11 protein-coding genes and 1 tRNA gene are annotated in these 18,485 nt (G+C 45.1%); 11 read left to right on the top strand and 1 reads right to left on the bottom strand.

The genetic code is table 11. The features are described from left to right. Positions 1–378 precede the first annotated feature (378 nt). From secA to nagP, 5 genes are all read left to right on the top strand, one after another. The gene (gene secA / locus ACXAH1_RS00830; RefSeq protein WP_475193023.1) at positions 379–3,087 is read left to right on the top strand and encodes a preprotein translocase subunit SecA; all 2,709 of its coding nucleotides are present in this window, start codon (positions 379–381) and stop codon (positions 3,085–3,087) included. 76 nt (positions 3,088–3,163) lie between these two features. Then, on the top strand, positions 3,164–3,571 hold the full coding sequence (gene mutT / locus ACXAH1_RS00825) for an 8-oxo-dGTP diphosphatase MutT (RefSeq protein ID WP_253046648.1): 408 nt from the start codon (positions 3,164–3,166) through the stop codon (positions 3,569–3,571). A gap of 40 nt (positions 3,572–3,611) precedes the next feature. Continuing rightward, positions 3,612–5,681 (top strand): M13 family metallopeptidase, encoded by a 2,070-nt coding sequence (locus ACXAH1_RS00820; protein WP_475193022.1) that lies wholly within the window; start codon positions 3,612–3,614, stop codon positions 5,679–5,681. A gap of 175 nt (positions 5,682–5,856) precedes the next feature. Then, positions 5,857–8,442: a family 20 glycosylhydrolase gene (locus ACXAH1_RS00815; protein WP_475193019.1), complete on the top strand. Its 2,586-nt coding sequence runs from the start codon at positions 5,857–5,859 to the stop codon at positions 8,440–8,442. Between the two features lie 259 nt (positions 8,443–8,701). Further along, positions 8,702–10,003, top strand: a complete 1,302-nt coding sequence (gene nagP, locus ACXAH1_RS00810; RefSeq protein ID WP_475193017.1) for an N-acetylglucosamine MFS transporter NagP — start codon at positions 8,702–8,704, stop codon at positions 10,001–10,003. Positions 10,004–10,472: 469 nt separating this feature from the next. Here nagP and ACXAH1_RS00805 read toward each other — a convergent pair. Continuing rightward, a tRNA-His gene (locus ACXAH1_RS00805) sits at positions 10,473–10,548 on the bottom strand. Positions 10,549–10,735: 187 nt separating this feature from the next. Here ACXAH1_RS00805 and ACXAH1_RS00800 point away from each other — a divergent pair. From ACXAH1_RS00800 to wecB, 6 genes are all read left to right on the top strand, one after another. Then, positions 10,736–11,551 carry a mechanosensitive ion channel family protein gene (locus ACXAH1_RS00800; RefSeq protein WP_054014800.1) on the top strand — a complete coding sequence of 272 codons (816 nt, stop codon included), beginning with the start codon at positions 10,736–10,738 and terminating at the stop codon, positions 11,549–11,551. A 21-nt stretch (positions 11,552–11,572) separates the two neighbouring features. Beyond that, entirely contained in the window at positions 11,573–12,373 is an 801-nt protein-coding gene (locus ACXAH1_RS00795; RefSeq protein ID WP_475193015.1) for a DUF481 domain-containing protein, read from the top strand. 115 nt (positions 12,374–12,488) lie between these two features. Beyond that, positions 12,489–15,134 (top strand): SLBB domain-containing protein, encoded by a 2,646-nt coding sequence (locus tag ACXAH1_RS00790; protein ID WP_475193012.1) that lies wholly within the window; start codon positions 12,489–12,491, stop codon positions 15,132–15,134. 123 nt (positions 15,135–15,257) lie between these two features. Next, positions 15,258–16,199 (top strand): Wzz/FepE/Etk N-terminal domain-containing protein, encoded by a 942-nt coding sequence (locus tag ACXAH1_RS00785; RefSeq protein WP_475193009.1) that lies wholly within the window; start codon positions 15,258–15,260, stop codon positions 16,197–16,199. Between the two features lie 70 nt (positions 16,200–16,269). Beyond that, complete coding sequence (gene wecA / locus ACXAH1_RS00780) at positions 16,270–17,313, top strand: UDP-N-acetylglucosamine--undecaprenyl-phosphate N-acetylglucosaminephosphotransferase (protein ID WP_475193007.1); 1,044 nt, start codon at positions 16,270–16,272, stop codon at positions 17,311–17,313. A gap of 29 nt (positions 17,314–17,342) precedes the next feature. Continuing rightward, positions 17,343–18,476: a non-hydrolyzing UDP-N-acetylglucosamine 2-epimerase gene (gene wecB, locus ACXAH1_RS00775; protein ID WP_475193005.1), complete on the top strand. Its 1,134-nt coding sequence runs from the start codon at positions 17,343–17,345 to the stop codon at positions 18,474–18,476. Positions 18,477–18,485 lie beyond the last annotated feature (9 nt).

The raw sequence follows: 18,485 nt of genomic DNA, 5'->3' as shown, positions 1-18,485 counted from the left end.
TTCCATGTACAAGTATAACGTGTGCATACCGTGACAGATAGTAGATACGTGTATACGAAACAGATTATGCTTGAAATACGCATCTATTGCCTCAATATATAGGAGCAGTACGTCAAAAACCTTACCTACTTTCTGTATTTGGAAGTCGATATCACCAGCTGCCATTAAGTGGTTCGGGTGTGTTTCCCTGCCTTGTATAATTAAATAGGAACAGATTACTTTTTGATGGTTTGCAGACGCGCATAGTCTGGTATGATAGGGCACAAATTTAACTCGGCACACAGCAAGGTCCGACTTTGTCGCCAACAGGACGAGCGAGCGTGACAACCGCGTTACCCAAATAGGTGCTCGCAAATAGATGAGTGAAATGGTTTAAACATGATAACGAAAATTTTTACCAAGATTTTTGGTAGCCGCAACGACCGAATGATTAAAAATCTGAGAAAAACGGTCGCCCTGATTAATGCCCTAGAAGAACAATATAAGGCGCTATCAGACGAAGAACTGCAAGCTAAAACCGCGGAATTCAGACAAAGATTTGAGCAAGGCACCAGCCTGGATGACATGCTGCCAGAAGCTTTTGCTACGGTGCGTGAAGCATCGACACGGGTATTTGGTATGCGCCACTTCGACGTACAAATGATCGGTGGTATTGTCCTGCATCAGGGTCGCATTTCTGAAATGCGTACCGGTGAAGGTAAAACACTCACTGCGACACTTCCTGCTTACTTAAATGGTTTGACAGGCAAAGGTGTGCACGTGATTACCGTGAACGATTATCTTGCCAAGCGTGATGCCGAGAATAACCGCCCACTGTTCGAATTCTTAGGGCTCACCGTTGGCTGTAACGTGCCGGGTATGATGCCAGCTCAGAAAAAAGAAGCCTACGCAGCCGACATCACTTATGGTACCAACAACGAATTCGGGTTTGACTACCTGCGCGACAACATGGCGTTCAGCATTGAAGAGCGTGTTCAGCGCCCACTGCATTATGCTGTCGTGGATGAAGTTGACTCAATCCTGATCGATGAAGCCCGTACACCGTTGATTATTTCCGGTCCAGCAGAAGACAGCTCTGAGCTATACACTAAGATCAACACCATCGTACCTGAGCTGATCCTGCAGGAGAAGGAAGATGAAGAAGGGGTTGAAGGTGATGGTGATTTCACGCTCGACGAAAAGAGCAAGCAGGTACACCTGACCGAGCGTGGTCAGGTTAAAGTGGAAGAATTACTGGTTAAAAATGGCCTGATTGAAGAGGGCGATTCGCTCTACTCTGCGGGTAATATTACCCTGCTGAGCCATGTTTATGCGGCGCTGCGTGCACACAAGCTATATCAGAAAGACGTTGACTATGTTGTGAAAGACAATGAAGTCATCATTGTTGATGAGCACACGGGTCGTACTATGGAAGGGCGTCGCTGGTCAGAAGGCCTGCACCAGGCGGTGGAAGCCAAAGAGAATGTTCGTATTCAAAACGAAAACCAGACGCTGGCCTCCATTACCTTCCAGAACTACTTCCGTTTGTACGACAAACTGGCCGGGATGACAGGTACTGCCGATACAGAAGCGTTTGAATTCCAGTCAATCTACGGACTGGATACCGTGGTTATCCCGACCAACAAGCCGATGATCCGTGATGATCGTGCTGATCTCGTCTATCTGACTCAGGACGAGAAGTTTGAAGCCATTCTGGCCGATATCCGCGACTGTCAGAAACGCGGTCAGCCTGTACTGGTCGGTACGATTTCAATCGAAAGCTCTGAGTATCTGTCGCACTTCCTGCGTAAGGAAAAGATTGAACACAACGTACTGAATGCGAAATTCCACGCTCAGGAAGCGGATATCATTGCAGATGCTGGTTTACCCGGCAAAGTCACGATTGCAACCAATATGGCGGGTCGTGGTACGGACATCATGCTGGGTGGTAACTGGCAGAATGATGTATCCAAGCTGGACAACCCAAGCGATGCGCAGATTGATGAAATTAAAGCGCAGTGGCAGAAACGTCACGATGATGTGCTAGAAGCGGGGGGGCTGCATATTATCGGTACTGAACGTCATGAATCTCGTCGTATCGATAACCAGCTACGCGGTCGTTCAGGTCGTCAGGGTGATGCGGGTTCAAGCCGTTTCTACTTGTCAATGGACGACGCCCTGATGCGTATTTTCGCTGGTGAACGTATGACTAACATGATGCGTAAACTCGGCATGCAACGCGGCGAAGCCATTGAACACCCGTGGGTTAACCGTGCGATTGAGAATGCGCAGCGTAAAGTAGAAGCACGTAACTTTGATATTCGTAAGCAACTGCTTGAATATGATGATGTAGCCAACGACCAGCGCCGCGTGGTGTATGAGCAGCGTAACGAGCTGCTGGAAGAGGGCGACATTTCAGAAACTATTTCTGCTATCCGTGGTGATGTAATTAATAGTGCGGTTGATCAATACATTCCGCCACAGAGCCTGGCTGAAATGTGGGATATCCCTGGTTTGGAAGAGCGCCTGAAGAACGACTTTATGGTTGAATTACCGATTGCCAAATGGCTTGAGGAAGACAATAAACTATACGAAGAGCGTTTGCGTGAGCGTATCGGTGAGGAGATTGAAGCCGCATACAAGCAAAAAGAAGAGATGGTGGGTGCCCAGGTACTACGTCAATTCGAAAAGGCTGTCATGCTGCAAAGTCTGGATCAGCACTGGAAAGATCACCTTGCTGCGATGGATCACTTACGCCAGGGTATTCACCTGCGTGGTTATGCACAGAAAAATCCGAAACAGGAATACAAGCGCGAGTCGTTTGAGTTGTTCTCGGAAATGCTTGAAAACCTTAAAGTGGACGTTGTTGGTGTACTGAGCAAAGTGCAAGTACGTGCTGAAGAAGATGTTGAAAAAGTAGAAGAGCAACATCGTCGCAGCGAGCAGGCACCGCGCCAGTATCAGCATGAAGAGTCAGCGCCAGTCGGTGGAGAAGCGCCTCAGGGTGCAGCGGTCGCGGCACGCACTGAACCTAAGGTAGGGCGCAACGAGCCGTGCCCGTGTAAATCAGGCAAAAAGTATAAACAATGTTGCGGTAAACTCTCTTAAGTTTGCAGCGACATTGAGAAAAAGCGACCTTGTGTCGCTTTTTTTATCTCAGAAAAACAGATTATTCGAGTTAGATATGACGAAAAAAGTGGTGAATGTAGCTGTGGGTGTCATCATTCGGGATGCGCAGTTTTTTGTATGTAAACGGGCCAAAGAGCAGCATCAGGGTGGCCTGTGGGAGTTTCCTGGTGGCAAAATCGAATCGCAGGAAAGCGTGACTCAGGCATTGGCCAGAGAGTTGAAAGAAGAGATTGGTATTGACGTCCACGGTTCTGAACATTTACTGACAATTGAGCATGACTATGGCGACAAACAGGTTAAACTGGAAGTACATAAGGTCGAAGATTTTTCGGGACAAGCGACAGGGCTGGAAGGGCAACCCAGCCAGTGGGTGAGCTGGGGTGAGTTAAAGCAACTGGCGTTTCCCGCAGCCAATGTGGCTATTCTGGACGCACTGGCGCAACAGTATAGTGCGCATCAGTAGCAACGGGCGTTGAGCAAAATTAATAGTAAGGATGATAAAAATGAAAAAAATAGCAGTCACTGCCGCAGCGGTTGCGCTGGCACTGGGTCTGACTGGGTGTAGCGAGCAGGTGAAAACTGACGCACAAGCCGAAGTGATGCAAGCAGAGAGTACGCTGAACTCAGGGGTCGCACTGGACAATATCGATAGTACCGTACGGGCACAGGATGATTTCTACTACCATGTGAATGGCAAATGGTTAGCGCGTACCGAAATACCTGCAGACAAGTCAAATTATGGCTCATTCACTGAACTGTATGATGCATCACAAAAAGCATTGCGTAAAACGCTGGAGCAGGCAGCCAGTAACGATCAGGCCAAGCCTGGCTCAGACGAAGCCAAGCTTGGCGATTTCTATCGCAGCTACACCGATGAATTGGCACGCGAAGAGTTAGGTACTTCACCTCTGCAATCTTACCTTGCCCCTTTTCAGGCATTACAAAGTAAATCTGAGCTGCCAGTTTTATTTGCTCGTGCCTTATCTCAGGGCGGCACGACGCCTTTAAGCTGGTATGCAAATAATGATGCCAAAAACTCCACCATGAATACGCTCTATTTGTGGCAATCGGGTTTAGGCTTACCGGACCGAGACTTTTACCTTCAGGATACAGAAAAGTTTACACAAATTCGTGCGCAATACAGCCAATACATTGAACGCCTGTTGCAGGTGATGGGCTATGATCAGCCGCGTGCTGAGCAGGCAGCGAAGCATATCATGGCACTTGAAACCGCGATGGCAGAAATACAGTGGTCACGGGTTGAAAGTCGGGATGCGGATAAAACCTACAACAAATTTCAGGTTGATACGCTCAATACACAGTTGCCACATTTCGACATGGCGGCTTATTTGAAAGCGTTTGGCCTGACTACCAATGAGCTGGTCGTGACTCAGCCTAGCTATCTGGAAGGATTATCAGACCTAATTGGTAAAACAGATGTGGTTGCCTGGCGCGATTATCTGACGTTTCACTTTGCCAGTGATTATGCACAGCTGCTGCACAAAACGGCGGTTGACCTGAAGTTTAACTTCTATGGCAAGACACTGCGAGGGCTGGAAGAGCAGGCACCGGTATGGAAGAAGGCCGTAAATGCCAGCAATGATGTACTGGGCGAGTTGCTGGGTAAGATCTATGTAAAAGAGTATTTTCCGCCACAAGCCAAAGCCCGTATGGGTGAGCTGGTAGATAACTTGATCAAAGGATTTGAGCAGTCAATCAATGAATTGGAGTGGATGAGCGCAGAAACCAAGCAGGCTGCTAAGGTTAAACTCAGCAAGTTCACACCTAAGATTGGTTATCCGGACAAGTGGCGAGACTATTCAGGGTTAGAGATCAGTGCCGATGATCTGGTTGGCAACTATGTTCGCTACAATGAGTGGGCCTATCAGGACATGGTCGGCAAAGTTGACAAGCCAGTTGACCGCAGCGAATGGTTTATGACACCGCAGACCGTCAATGCTTACTACAACCCGGTTAATAACGAAATTGTCTTCCCTGCTGCCATCCTCCAGCCGCCTTTCTTTAACCTGGAAGCCGATGATGCCGTTAACTATGGTGCCATTGGCGCCGTTATTGGTCATGAACTGGGTCATGGGTTTGACGATCAGGGCGCTAAGTATGATGGTGATGGCAACTTACGCAACTGGTGGAGTGAGCAAGATTTGGCTCAGTTTCAGGCGCGCAGCCAAAAGCTGGTTGAGCAGTATAACCAGTATCAGCCTTTTGAAGATGCCAGTGTAAACGGTGAGCTGACATTAGGCGAAAACATTGGTGACCTTGGTGGTCTGAGTGTGGCGTTAAAAGCGTATCAGCTATCTTTGCAAGGTAAGCCGGCACCGGTGATTGATGGTTACACTGGTGAGCAGCGTTTCTTTATGGGATGGGCGCAGATCTGGCGTCGCAACTACCGTGATGAAGAGCTGCGAAATCGATTGATGACCGACTCGCACTCACCCAGCCACTATCGTGTTATTGGCGTGTTACCCAATATGCCTGCGTTTTATGATGCATTTGATGTCAAAGAAGGCGACAAAATGTATCTTAAACCGCAAGAGCGGGTCAAAATCTGGTAAGTGTTTACTGCTATCATGGCCGCCAGTTTTTGGCGGCTTTTTTGTATTAACTCTCTGATAAAAAAGACGATAGAGATCTTGTAAGGAAAATTTGATAGCGCTGTCATTTTTTCTTCTATATGATGGTATTTACAACAATTTGAAGTTTGCGCTCAGCGCAGGTTAAGGAGCCGGAATGAAAATACAGAAAAAACTGCTCACCCGGGCCATCGCGGCCACGCTTTTAGTCCCGATGATGGCTAAAGCCACCTGGGATAATTCGCAACTGCAAGCATTTACTGACAATACCACTTTTACATTTGCAGTCGAAAGCAATCATCACAATGGCAGCAGCAGCTTTCTGGCTTCTATCACCTTACAAAACAACTCAAAGGTAGCGTTACCTGCTGGCGAAAGCGACTGGCAGATCTACTTTCATTCCATCCGAAAGGTCGCGACTGAGCAGGCCAGTGGGCTGAAGTTTGAGCATGTAAATGGCGACTTACACCGCTTAGTGCCTACCAAAGCGTTTGCCGGGTTAAAGCCGGGCGAAACGTTGACCATTCCTTATGAGGCCGCCGCATGGATAGCCGCTTATACAGATTTTATGCCTCGGGCATTTATGGTCAGTGGTAATACCAAACCGGCCGTGTTCGCCAATACAGACAGCGAAAACATGCTGGACTTTGTCGCACCGATTGTTCGCGATAACCAACTGGATCGTCACGCCGAGCCAAAAGACTTATCACCCCGTGCAACCGCGGCATGGCGTTATGAACAAAACCAGCAGACCGGCAAGCTGTCTCGCGAAGACGCGCTGAAACGCATTATCCCGAAGCCGATGGATGTTGATTTCAACCGAGGCTATGCAAACTTGTCCAGTCAGTGGCAGATCCGTTTTGCGGGCAGACTCAAAAGCGAAGTCGCGGTATTTCAGGAAGATCTGGCTGATTATGGCCTGACACTGGAAGCACAGCCGGATCATATTAGTGCCGGTAAAACCAAAACCATCTATTTACAAGTGGAGGAGCTGGCCGACCTGGGCAGTGAGGGCTATCAGCTGGAAGTAGACGACGACAAAATTGTGATCACCGGCCATGACAATGCGGGTGTGTTTTATGGCATTCAGAGTTTGCTCGCGCTATTCCCGAGCGACCAACAAGGTCAGATACAGGTGCCTAATGTAGAGATTAAAGATGCCCCGCGTTTTGGCTGGCGTGGCATGCACTATGACAACGGCCGTAACTATCATGGCAAAGAGGCGCTGTTCAAACTGGTTGAACAGATGGGCCGTTACAAGCTGAACAAGTTCCACTGGCACTTTTCTGAAGATGAAGGCTGGCGACTTGAGATCCCAGGCTTGCCAGAGCTGACGGATATTGGCGGCTATCGCTGTTTTGATTTGCAGGAGCGTGAGTGTTTACTAACTCAGCTTGGTACCGGTCCGTATAAGTCGGGTTCGGGTAATGGCTATCTGACCCGGGATGAGTTTGTTGAACTACTCAAGTTTGCCAAGGCGCGTCATGTTCAGATCATTCCAGAGATCGAAGGTCCGGGCCATGCCCGTGCATCGATTAAGGCAATGGAAGCGCGCTATCATACCCTGATGGAAGCGGGCAAACCGGAGCTGGCAAAAGCTTATTTGCTCAGCGATCCTCAAGACACCTCACAGTACATCACAGTACAGAATTATACTGATAACTCTATGAATGTCTGTCAGGGCTCGACTTATGCATTCATTGAAAAGGTCACCTATGAGTTGCAAGGTATGTATCGTGAAGCCGGCACGCGCCTGACGAATCTGCATTTTGGTGGTGACGAAGTTGGGGCTGGCTCCTGGGTGGATTCGCCTGTGTGTCAGGCATTATTTGCCGATCCTAACAATGGCATTGCTGGTCCAACCGACCTCAAGCCCTATTTTACGCAGCGAGTCGCCACTTTGTTGGCAAAACGAGGAATTGCGCCGGGCGCCTGGGAAGATGGTCTGATGTATGACAAGGTCAATCCGTTTAACCGCGATGCATTTCCAAATGACGTTTTCACAGCCAACGTATGGGACAATATCTGGGAGTGGGGCGTGGCTGACAGGGCGCACCGTCTGGCCAATGATGGCTATCAGGTGGTGTTGTCCCATGGCACGCACTTATACTTTGATCACCCTTATGAGCCACACCCGGCTGAACGAGGTTATTATTGGGCAGCCCGCTACACGGACAGCAAGAAGACTTTCAGTTACATGCCCGATGATGTCTATGCCAACGCCGATTTTACCCGCAGTGGGGAGGTTATTGAAAACTTAGAAGCCCTGGTTGGGCGTCCGTTACCAGAGCTTGAAAAGCCGGAAAATATTCTCGGTATTCAGGGGCAGGTCTGGAGTGAAACCATTCGTACCGAAGGCCAGATGCAGGCGATGGTCTTTCCACGTTTGCTCGCGATGGCAGAGCGTGCCTGGCATAAAGCCAGCTGGGAAGGGGAGCGCCTGGATAAGAAGCGCTTTGCGCAGGACTGGCACAGATTCTCCGGTGCGCTGGCACTAAAAGAGCTGGCTAAGCTGGATAAAGCCGGTGTCAATGTGAACCTCCCCGTACCGGGTGGTAAAGTGATTGATGGCCAGCTTCATGCGAACAGTGCATTCCCGTACTTAACCATTGAAGTGAGCCTTGATAATGGCAAGAGCTGGCAAATTTACACAGCTCCGATGAGTGTAAGTCAATCCGGTAGCGTATTATTACGTACCCGTTTAGGCGATAAAAAGTTTAGCCGCACCACAGGGTTAGACTAATCACCCGGCTACGTCATCTCGGGGAAGGCATATCGTTTTCCCCAGATTGAAGACATTTGATTACAAAACTAACTAGAAAAAGGTCAAATTTTAACGTAAAGTTAAATGTCAGCGCTGTCATTTTGGTTTTAGATAATTGAACCGCCGGTTTGAGGATGCGTTCATAAAGGCAGATAGCACAGAATATAATAATCCGGATTACTTTTAATTCGTTTTAATCCGACCTGTATTAATCTTAATTAGCAACAAGAAGAGTTTTATGGAAGCGACAGTGGAAAAAGATGACCTCGAAAAGCAAAGTGTCTGGTTACCGATGACACTTGCCGGCTCAATGTTCTTTATATTGGGTTGTATCACCTGGTTGAATGGCGCAATCACGCCGTTTCTTCAGCAAATGCTGGAACTGAGCCCGCTACAGGCCTCTTTCATTATTTCCTCATTTTACATCGCAGTAACGGTTGCTGGTATCCCCTCAGCCATGCTGATAAAACGAGTTGGATACAAAAATGGCATGGCGATAGGGTGTGCTGTCATGGCGCTTTCTGCGTTGATGTATATCCCGGCTGCTAAAATGCAAATGATTGAAATCTTTTTGTTTGCACAGTTAATGATAGGAGTTGGACAGACTGTCCTTCAGACTGCTGTCAATCCGTACGTTGTTAAAATGGGGTCTGAGCGTTCGGCTGCGGTCCGTGTTTGTATCATGGGCTTGCTGAACAAATCTGCTGGCGTAATAGTCCCCATTGTATTTGCTGCTGTGGTTGTTAGTGGGGTGGTGAATGAAGGAGAATCTCTTAGCCAGGCCCAAAAAGATATGATGGCTAATAGCTTGATCGCACCTTACCTGGCTATTGCGGGTTTGATATTCCTGTTTGCGGCATTTGCCAAGTTTTCTCCATTGCCTGATTTGGTCTTTGAAGAAGAAGGGCAAACCAGTAAAGGTGAAGTTAAGGAAGCTTTGAGTCATCCTCACCTGGCATTAGGGGTGATTGGTATAGCACTGTATGTTGCTGTAGAAGTGATTGCAGCTGATACCATTGGTTCTTATGCTTTACAGTTAGGAATTGCCGATTACTCGGTCATGACTTCTTACACAATGGGTTGTATGCTGATTGGTTATGCAATTGGTATTGCATTAATTCCACGTTTTATGTCGCAACAAAATGCACTCGTCATGTCTGCAATTGCTGGTATTGTTACCGTTTTTGCTGTAGTTTTAGGGGACAATGAATCGACAGCCCTGGCAAATATTTTTCTTGTACCCTTTGGCGGTCCTCAGTTGCCAGATCCACTCCTGTGTATTGCTCTGCTAGGGTTTGCTAATGCCATGGTTTGGCCTGCTATTTGGCCTCTGGCGCTCGATGGTTTAGGGCGTTTAACGGGCACAGCATCTGGCCTGTTAATCATGGGTATTGCAGGTGGCGCGCTAGGGCCTCTGTTGATTGGTGTTGGAAACGTTGCTGGGCTTGGTGCTCAGGGCGCTTACAGTTTAATGCTACCCAGCTATCTGTTTATTCTTTTCTATGCCTTAAAAGGCCACAAGATGAGAAGCTGGAAATAGCAAACAGAATTTCTATCTGTAAAGTAGAAATAATCCCGTGTGTAATGCCACCGAAAGGTGGCATTTTTTATGTCACTCCTTTATCAGTAACACCATTCATTTGTGTTGTAGGCGCACTTAGAGGTCAGCTTACAAATACAGAAAACTCCTTAATATCCTGGTTGTAACCAATGCGGCATCTTGTGAGCTGTACAGTGTGATATAGTTGATAAAGTGTAACTTTATGAAGTTTATAGATAAAAACGCTTAAGGGTCTTTTAGTAAATTGACTATTGGATACGAAAGGGCTGCTGAAGTGGCTGGCGCTGTACTTACCGAAAACAGTATTAAACGTTATCTTGCGGTCGTAGTTTCATCAGTATGAATACTCTGGCCAAGAAGCTCTGTATCGTCATATTTAGAATAAGTAACACAATTAATGTAAGTAAATTAACTAATGGTATACAATTGTTGAGTTTATAAGAGGAAGTGGGGCGACTGACGAGGCTTGAACTCGCGACAACCGGAATCACAATCCGGGGCTCTACCAACTGAGCTACAGCCGCCACAATAGATAAGAACACCTTTGCTGGTGTGGCGCGCATAATACATAAAAACATGGGCTTTGCAAAGGGGTTAAATTAAAAAAATCTTAAAGAAGTTCGTTGAGTATCCCCGACTTGTACAGCTACTATTCATACTGGCTGGGTAAAATCGCCCCGCTATCTCACTCAAGTGCTTACAGGAGTCACTATGGAAACGATTGTTCATTGGGTCGATGATAACTCATCTCTTATCATACACCACCTTTTTCAGGGACTGCTGGCCCTGGTCATATTCTTCATTGGTATGAAACTGGCAAAGCTTGCAGCAAATCTGACAGAAAAAGCGTTTAGTAAACGCAAAGTAGATAAGGCGGTTGGCGCGTTTGTTGGTAACATTGCTTACAGCATAGTGTTTGCAGCGACGCTGTTGATGGCACTGTCTCAGGTTGGCATAGAAACAACCTCCTTTGTGGCTATTCTGGGTGCTGCCGGTCTGGCAATCGGCCTGGCCTTACAAGGCTCCTTATCGAATTTCGCCTCAGGCGTCCTGATCATTATTCTGCGTCCCTTTAAATCCGGCGACTATATTGAGGCCGGAGGAAAAGCGGGCAGTGTGCAACGCATTGAGATCTTTTCGACCGAATTAAGAACACCCGATAACAAAGTTATTATTATGCCTAACTCGGCGATTATGTCGGGCGCTATCGTTAACTACTCCCGCGAAAAAACACGTCGTATCGATTTGGTTATTGGCGTGAGCTATGAAGCGGATCTCCGAGAGGCGAAAAATGTGTTAAAATCCGTGCTGGACAAAGAACCACGGATCCTAAAAGAGCCAGCATATACGGTTGCCGTATTGGAAATGGCAGACTCAAGTGTCAATTTTGTTGTTCGCCCCTGGGTTGCAACATCAGACTACTGGCCCACTTACTTTGACCTGGTTGAGAATATAAAATTAGCATTGGACGATGCTAATATCGAAATTCCATTCCCGCAAATGGATGTTCACCTTCACAAAGACTAATTAATGACAGGTTTATAGGCAATGAAATTAAAACTCTTATCTCTGTGCGTATTGGCAGCTGTTAGCTCGAATGTAGCTGCACAAGAAGCTTCTGCAAAGAAGCCCAAAAAGCAAAAAACCTGGGATGTTACCAGTGAAGTGGGAGCTATTATCACCAGTGGTAATACCGAAACCACGACTCTTAAAGGGGCACTTAAGGCGAAGCATAACCTTAAAAACTGGCGCAATGAATATAAGCTGAGCGGGATATATAAGGAAGATGAAATTGAAAATGACGATGGTGAGCGAGTAAGCGAGCGCACCAACGAGAAGTATTCTGTTTCAATGCAGGGAAATTACAAGCTTAACGAAGATCACAGTCACTTGTTTATTTTTGGTTCTTACGACTCGGACTACTTTGGTGCCTATCGTAGTGAAACTGTCGTTTCTGTGGGTTACGGCTTGCGTTTACTTAACCTGGACACTATGTACTTAGATGCGGAAATTGGTCCCGGTGTGAAGCGCTTTGAATATCAGGATGACAGTACAGAACTAGATGAGAGTGGTAACCCACTTGCAGGCACAACAGACAATGAGGTCATTGGTGTTGCCAAAGTTGACTTTGAGTGGCAGGTATCGGATAACGCACGATTCACTCAGGTTGTAGGGATGGAGTATGGTGATACCAATACTAAAACCACCTCTGAATCCGCATTACTGACTAAGATCAATGGCTCCTTACAAATGAAGGTGGCGTATAATATTACCCATAACTCAACAGTTGATGAGGGCAAGGAAAGTACGGATACAGAAACTTCTTTGACCTTAGTTTACAGCTTTTAACATAATTAACCAAAGATATATCAAAAAAAGGGCGATAAGCCCTTTTTTTATAGCAACACTTTTATGTAAAATACGCAATCTTTTTGGCCTATCGTGAAACAGGATACAAAACCGGATGTCTTTCAAACGTATTTTTGCGGCAATTTTGCTGATGTTTAGTGCGGTTTCAATAGCTTTTACACCTACTGCACAACAAATAGAACAGTTTAAGAAATTGCCAAAAAGCCAACAACAGGCGCTGGCAAAGCAATACGGAATAAATTTATCCGACATTTCTGGTGATGCTGCAAATAACCAAACGAAGATGCAAAACACCAGCACTCCGAGTGTATTACCGAGAAAGGCAGAAAAGGATGATAAAGAGAAACGAGATCCTTTGGAACCAGTTGTCGAGGAGTTGGAACCTTTTGGATATGAATTGTTCTCTGGTGAGCCAACCAGTTTTGCACCAACAGAATTACAACTTGTACCGAATGACTATGTGATAGCCAGTGGTGACACGGTTACTATCAATCTGTATGGAAAAGAAAGCGTGACTCACATGGTCACGGTAGACCGTGAAGGTTGGCTCAACATACCTTACTTTAAGCCTGTAAGCGTAACTGGTTTGACTTATGCGGAGTTAAAGCAAGTTATTGCGGAGAAAGTAAAAAATGAAGCTATTGGTCTTAGTGCATTTGTATCAATGGCTGAACTGAGAAGTATTCAGGTGTTGGTCGTAGGTGAAGCTTATCGTCCCGGCAGTTACACACTCTCACCTTTGTCAAGCGTGACTAATGCTTTATTCGCAACTGGTGGTGTTACCAAAATAGCCTCATTACGCAACATTGAGGTGAAAAGGCAGGGGAACACCATAGCAGTAATGGACTTGTACGACCTTCTCTTAAAGGGCGATAGTAGCGATGATGTAACTTTGCAATCTGGAGACGTGGTTTTTATTCCTTCTGTTGGGCCGCAAGTGAAAGTCGGGGGGCAGGTAAAGCGACCTGCGATTTTTGAACTAAAAGAAGGTGACTCTGCCGAATCTTTGATTCAAATGTTTGGTGGATTCAAAGAAGGGGCATTCCTGCAGCGTGTTCAGGTAAACAGAGTTCTAAACAATGCCGTAAAGTCTGTCATCTCAGTCAATTTCGGCGAGAACGAGGTTGATTATATCCCTCAGGGTGGTGATGAAATCAAAGTTCAGGCTGTTAATGATGATGTTGTTGATTCCGTTTCTCTGATAGGTGCAGTCGCCAGACCAGGTAACTATCAATGGTTTGAAGGCGCGACTTTGAAGTCTTACTTAGATGATCCGAGAACTGATTTACTACCACAAGCTGACCTGGGTTATTCAATCATCGTCAGAGAAGCTGAACAGCTAGGGAAAATTGAAGTACTGCAATTCTCTCTGTCTGAAGCGCTAGAGTCTAAGAGTATTCCATTACAAAAAAATGACGAAGTGTATATTTTCAGTCGTTTTAACTCACAAGAGCAAGAAGAAAGCGCATTGAAAAATTTGGCGATATCAGCTGAAGAGCAAGAGTTGCAAAAAAGCGTCAAGCTTTGGCACCTCTATAAACGGCGTCAGTTTGAAAATAAAATATCCTTTAAACCGGATATGAAAGTAAGCCAAACGATGCCAGCAGAGCAAAACCAAGAGCTTGAGAATGAAGTAGAGATCGAAAAAGAAGAAGTGATAGAAGAAAGCTATGTGCCAACGGTTTTCGGTCGAGAAACTCTACTCGCCCCAGTCCTTGCACAGCTTGAATATCAGTCATCTTCCTCGTCTGAGAGTCAGATTATCGAAGTTCTGGGGCAAGTTCGCTTTCCTGGTATTTATCCAATAACAAAGAAGATGAAAGCAAGTGACGCAATTTCCGCAGCTGGAGGTTTGCTAGAGTCCGCCTATACGGAATATGCTGAAATTACCCGCGAGCAAGGGGATGGGCAGGTTGCGCACATCAAGATCCCTTTAAATGCGCAAGGCATCCAGAGTCCAATTAATAATCGTGATGTACTTAATGTTTTGATAAAGCCAAATTGGCAGGTTAGTTATCGTGTCACGCTTAAAGGGGAAGTGGTTTTCCCTGGAGAGTATATTGTCAAGCGCGGAGAGACATTGTTCAGCCTTCTGAATCGTGCGGGCGGATTAACCGAGTATGCAGAACCCGGAGCGGCAGTATTTACTCGAGAAGCCATAAAAGAGCAGGAGCGTAAGCAACTGGCAAGGCTCTCCGACGATTTGCGTAAGGATATTGCTGCGAAGAGCTTCCAGAAGTCAATTGGTGCAAACTCCTCTCTTAGCTACAGCGATGCTAATCGACTGCTCAAGGACCTTGCAAATGTTAAAGCGTTAGGCAGGCTGATAATTGATTTGCCAAGTATTGTTTCACAAGCTGACTCTCTTGTCTTGCAGGATGGTGATGCGCTCTATGTGCCAGGTAAGCGAGAGTCAATTTCGATAATCGGAGAGGTCAATTACAGCTCATCTCATTTATTTAAATCAGGCACTTCGATTGAAGAGTACATTACCCTCAGTGGGGGATTACGAGATCGCGCTGACGCCGAAAAAATCTATGTTATCAAAGCTAATGGTGCTGTGTTTATTCCCAACAGAAATTCTTGGTTTGCGGTGAATGACGATATTGAGCTTGCAGCTGGCGATACTATCGTTGTTCCAATGGACTCGTCTCATATGGATAACTTAACCCTTTGGAGCACAGCTACACAGATTTTTTATCAGCTAGGTGTTGGTTTAGCTGCCATAGCGCGGATATAGAGGCTTAACCATACTTTTTAAGTCTATTTGTAGATAACATTTTTGTAATTTTAAATTGTAAAAAGTGCGAGTATTTAGAATCTGGTTGGTAACAACTATTTGTATTTAAAGTGAGAACGAACAGTGTCCAGTAAAAGAGCCTTTGAAATATCTGATTTGCCTGGAGAGCTAGACTTAAGAGAAATATGTATCTCAATATGGAAAGGTAAGACAGTCGTCCTGCTGTTTTCATTTGTGTTTTTATGCATATTTGCGGTGATAGCTTTTAAAATGCATGACGTATATAAGTCAGAAGCTTTGCTTGCTCCTGTTAGCTCTCAGGATGACAGTGGACTAGCCTCTCAATTAGGAGGGTTAGCCTCTGTCGCTGGGATTGAGCTGAACACTGGTGGTGATATAGACAAGACTAGCCTTGCGATTGAGATTTTACAGTCTCGCAAGTTTATTAGTGAGTTTATCGAAAAGTATGATTTATTAGTCGATATTATGGCAGCAAAATCATGGGATCCAGTTCAAAAAAAGCTTTCTTATGATCCCGATATTTATGATGTAGAAAAGAAATTGTGGGTAAGAGAGGTGGACTTACCACGTACTCCTAAACCTTCACAGCAAGAAGCATTTGAAGCATTTCTCGAGATGCTCGATGTTCAGCTTATAAAGAAAACTGGTCTGATTAGCATTGCTATCGAGCATAACTCGCCTGTCCTAGCAAGGGACTGGGTCAATTTAATCATTTCTGAAATAAACATGACAATGAAAGAGCGAGATGTAACTGAAGCTAAGAGAAGCCTACATTTTCTTAATAAGCAACTAAAGACAGATGATATTGCTAGTCTCAGAGCTGTCCTATATAAGTTAATGGAAGATGAAACTAAAACAATCATGCTCGCCGAGGTGCGAGATGAGTATGTTTTTACCACGATCGATCCTGCGATAATGCCAGAGAGAAAAGAAGGCCCAAAAAGAGCAATGCTATGCATTTTGGGAGCCTTTGTCGGATTATTGTTAGGAATGTTTACTGTTGTATCTGTTTCTGCATTTAAAGGAAGAAGTGAGTTTGCCTAGTGACCAATTTCGGGTTAATGAAAACTGGTTAGTAAGCTGTGTCAATTGTGCTATCAGCTATGGAGGTTAAATGATTTATCTGGCTCCTTTAATATCGTCATTTATATTTTGCGTCATGGCGATTTATATTGCTAAGCCAGTTGCCATTAGAACTGGGCTTGTTGATGTCCCCAACTCTAGAAAGCATCATGACGGCCATATCCCACTTATAGGCGGTGTTGCAATATACTTTGGTGTTTTAATGTCATCGATGCTTTTTTTAGAATATAGCGTCTATTTTAGTGTATATATTATTTCGGCATCATTTATCCTTTTGCTGGGAGTACTAGATGATAAATATGACCTTTCTGTAAGGGTTAGAATTGTAGTACAGCTAGCTATTGCTATTTTTATGATTTTTGGAACAGGTAATCATTTAAGTTCATTTGGTTCTATATTAGGTTTTTTCGAATTTAAGCTTGGGTACTTTGGTGTTGTAATTACTGTGTTAGGTATCATTGGTACGATTAATGCGTTTAATATGGTAGATGGTATTGATGGATTGGCAGGCGCATTGAGCCTTGTATCTTTTCTCGCGCTGGGCACATTGCTTTGGATTTCAGGGAATGAATGGTTTTTATTAGCTATCCTTTTTGTCGCTTCAATAGCTGCATTCTTAATGTTCAACCTTCGCTGGCCCAGCAAATCAATGAATAAAGTCTTTATGGGCGACGCTGGTAGTATGTTGATTGGATTTACAATAATTTGGTTACTGGTTATTGGTATCGAACAAGAATCTAAATCCTTTAGACCAGTAACGGCTCTTTATATTATCGCTATTCCTTTAATGGATATGGTGGCGATAATGTATCGGAGAATTAAAAAAGGAACTTCTCCTTTTAAAGCAGATAGAGACCACTTGCATCACATCTTTGAAAGAGCTGGATATAGCCGGCGTAGAGCATTAATTATAATCTCTCTAGCAGCAGCATTTATTGCATGTCTAGGTGGTTTTTTGGAGCTTAGGAATACACCAGAGTGGTTAATGTTTTCGATTTTCATAGGTATGTTTTTAGTCTACAATTATGCATTAGCACACGTGTGGCGTATATTGAGCTGGCTGAGACGCAAGTGATCTTCTCACCGATTTTTTAGCAAGGTATTATGGTAATTAAGATTTTAACTATATTTGGCACTCGGCCCGAAGCAATAAAAATGGCTCCTCTTGTAAGTGCTTTGGAGCAGGATCCTCGGTTTGAGTCCAAAGTATGTGTCACTGCACAGCACAGAGAAATGCTCGATCAAGTATTGGGGTTATTCCAAATTACCCCTGATTTTGACTTAGACTTGATGCAGGCAGGACAAACCTTGCCAGAACTGACATCCAGAATTCTTCTTGAGCTTACACCCGTTTTAAAAGAGTTTTGTCCCGATATTGTTGCTGTACACGGTGATACCGCAACCACTTTCTCGGCTAGCTTAGCTGCCTATTATGAACAAATCCCGGTCGCGCATGTTGAGGCTGGTTTGCGGACTGGTGATATTTATTCGCCATGGCCTGAAGAAGCGAACCGTCGTCTTACTGGCTGCCTTACTCATTTGCATTTTGCGCCGACTAGCAAATCGAAAAAAAATCTTTTAAATGAAGGCTATCCTGCAGATAGTGTTTATGTAACGGGCAATACAGTTATCGATACCTTATTAGATGTGAAGCAAAAAATCGATACAGATCTTGCTCTTCAAGAAGAGCTTGGTGGTAAGTTCCCATTTTTAGATAAAACCAAAAAGTTGATTCTCGTCACAGGGCATAGGCGCGAGAATTTTGGTTTGGGCTTTGAAAGTATTTGTAGAGCTTTAGCGGCTGTTGCTACTGAGTATCCAGATGTTCAAATCGTCTACCCAGTGCATTTGAACCCGAGCGTTCAGGAACCAGTCAATAGAACTTTAAATGGCCTGGACAATGTTCACCTAATTGAACCTCAGGAATACTTGCCTTTTGTTTACCTAATGAATGAGGCGTATTTGATACTAACGGATTCGGGAGGAATTCAAGAAGAAGCGCCAAGTCTGGGCAAACCCGTTTTAGTTATGAGGGATACGACTGAGAGACCTGAAGCTGTTGAAGCTGGCACTGTTGAGCTGGTAGGTACTGACTTTAATAGAATTACCGACGCAGTTTCCAGGTTACTCAATGATTCTGATGCATACAAAGAAATGAGCTTAGCGCATAACCCCTATGGTGATGGTACAGCTAGCAAGCAAATTTGTGATGTATTAGCAACTTTAAAGAAAATCTAAGTTAGGAGT

It is taken from the genome of Pseudoalteromonas sp. AWH4_217, from assembly GCF_056161105.1.
Note: the sequence above shows the minus strand (reverse complement) of the source record. Positions and strands in the feature narration are given on the sequence as shown.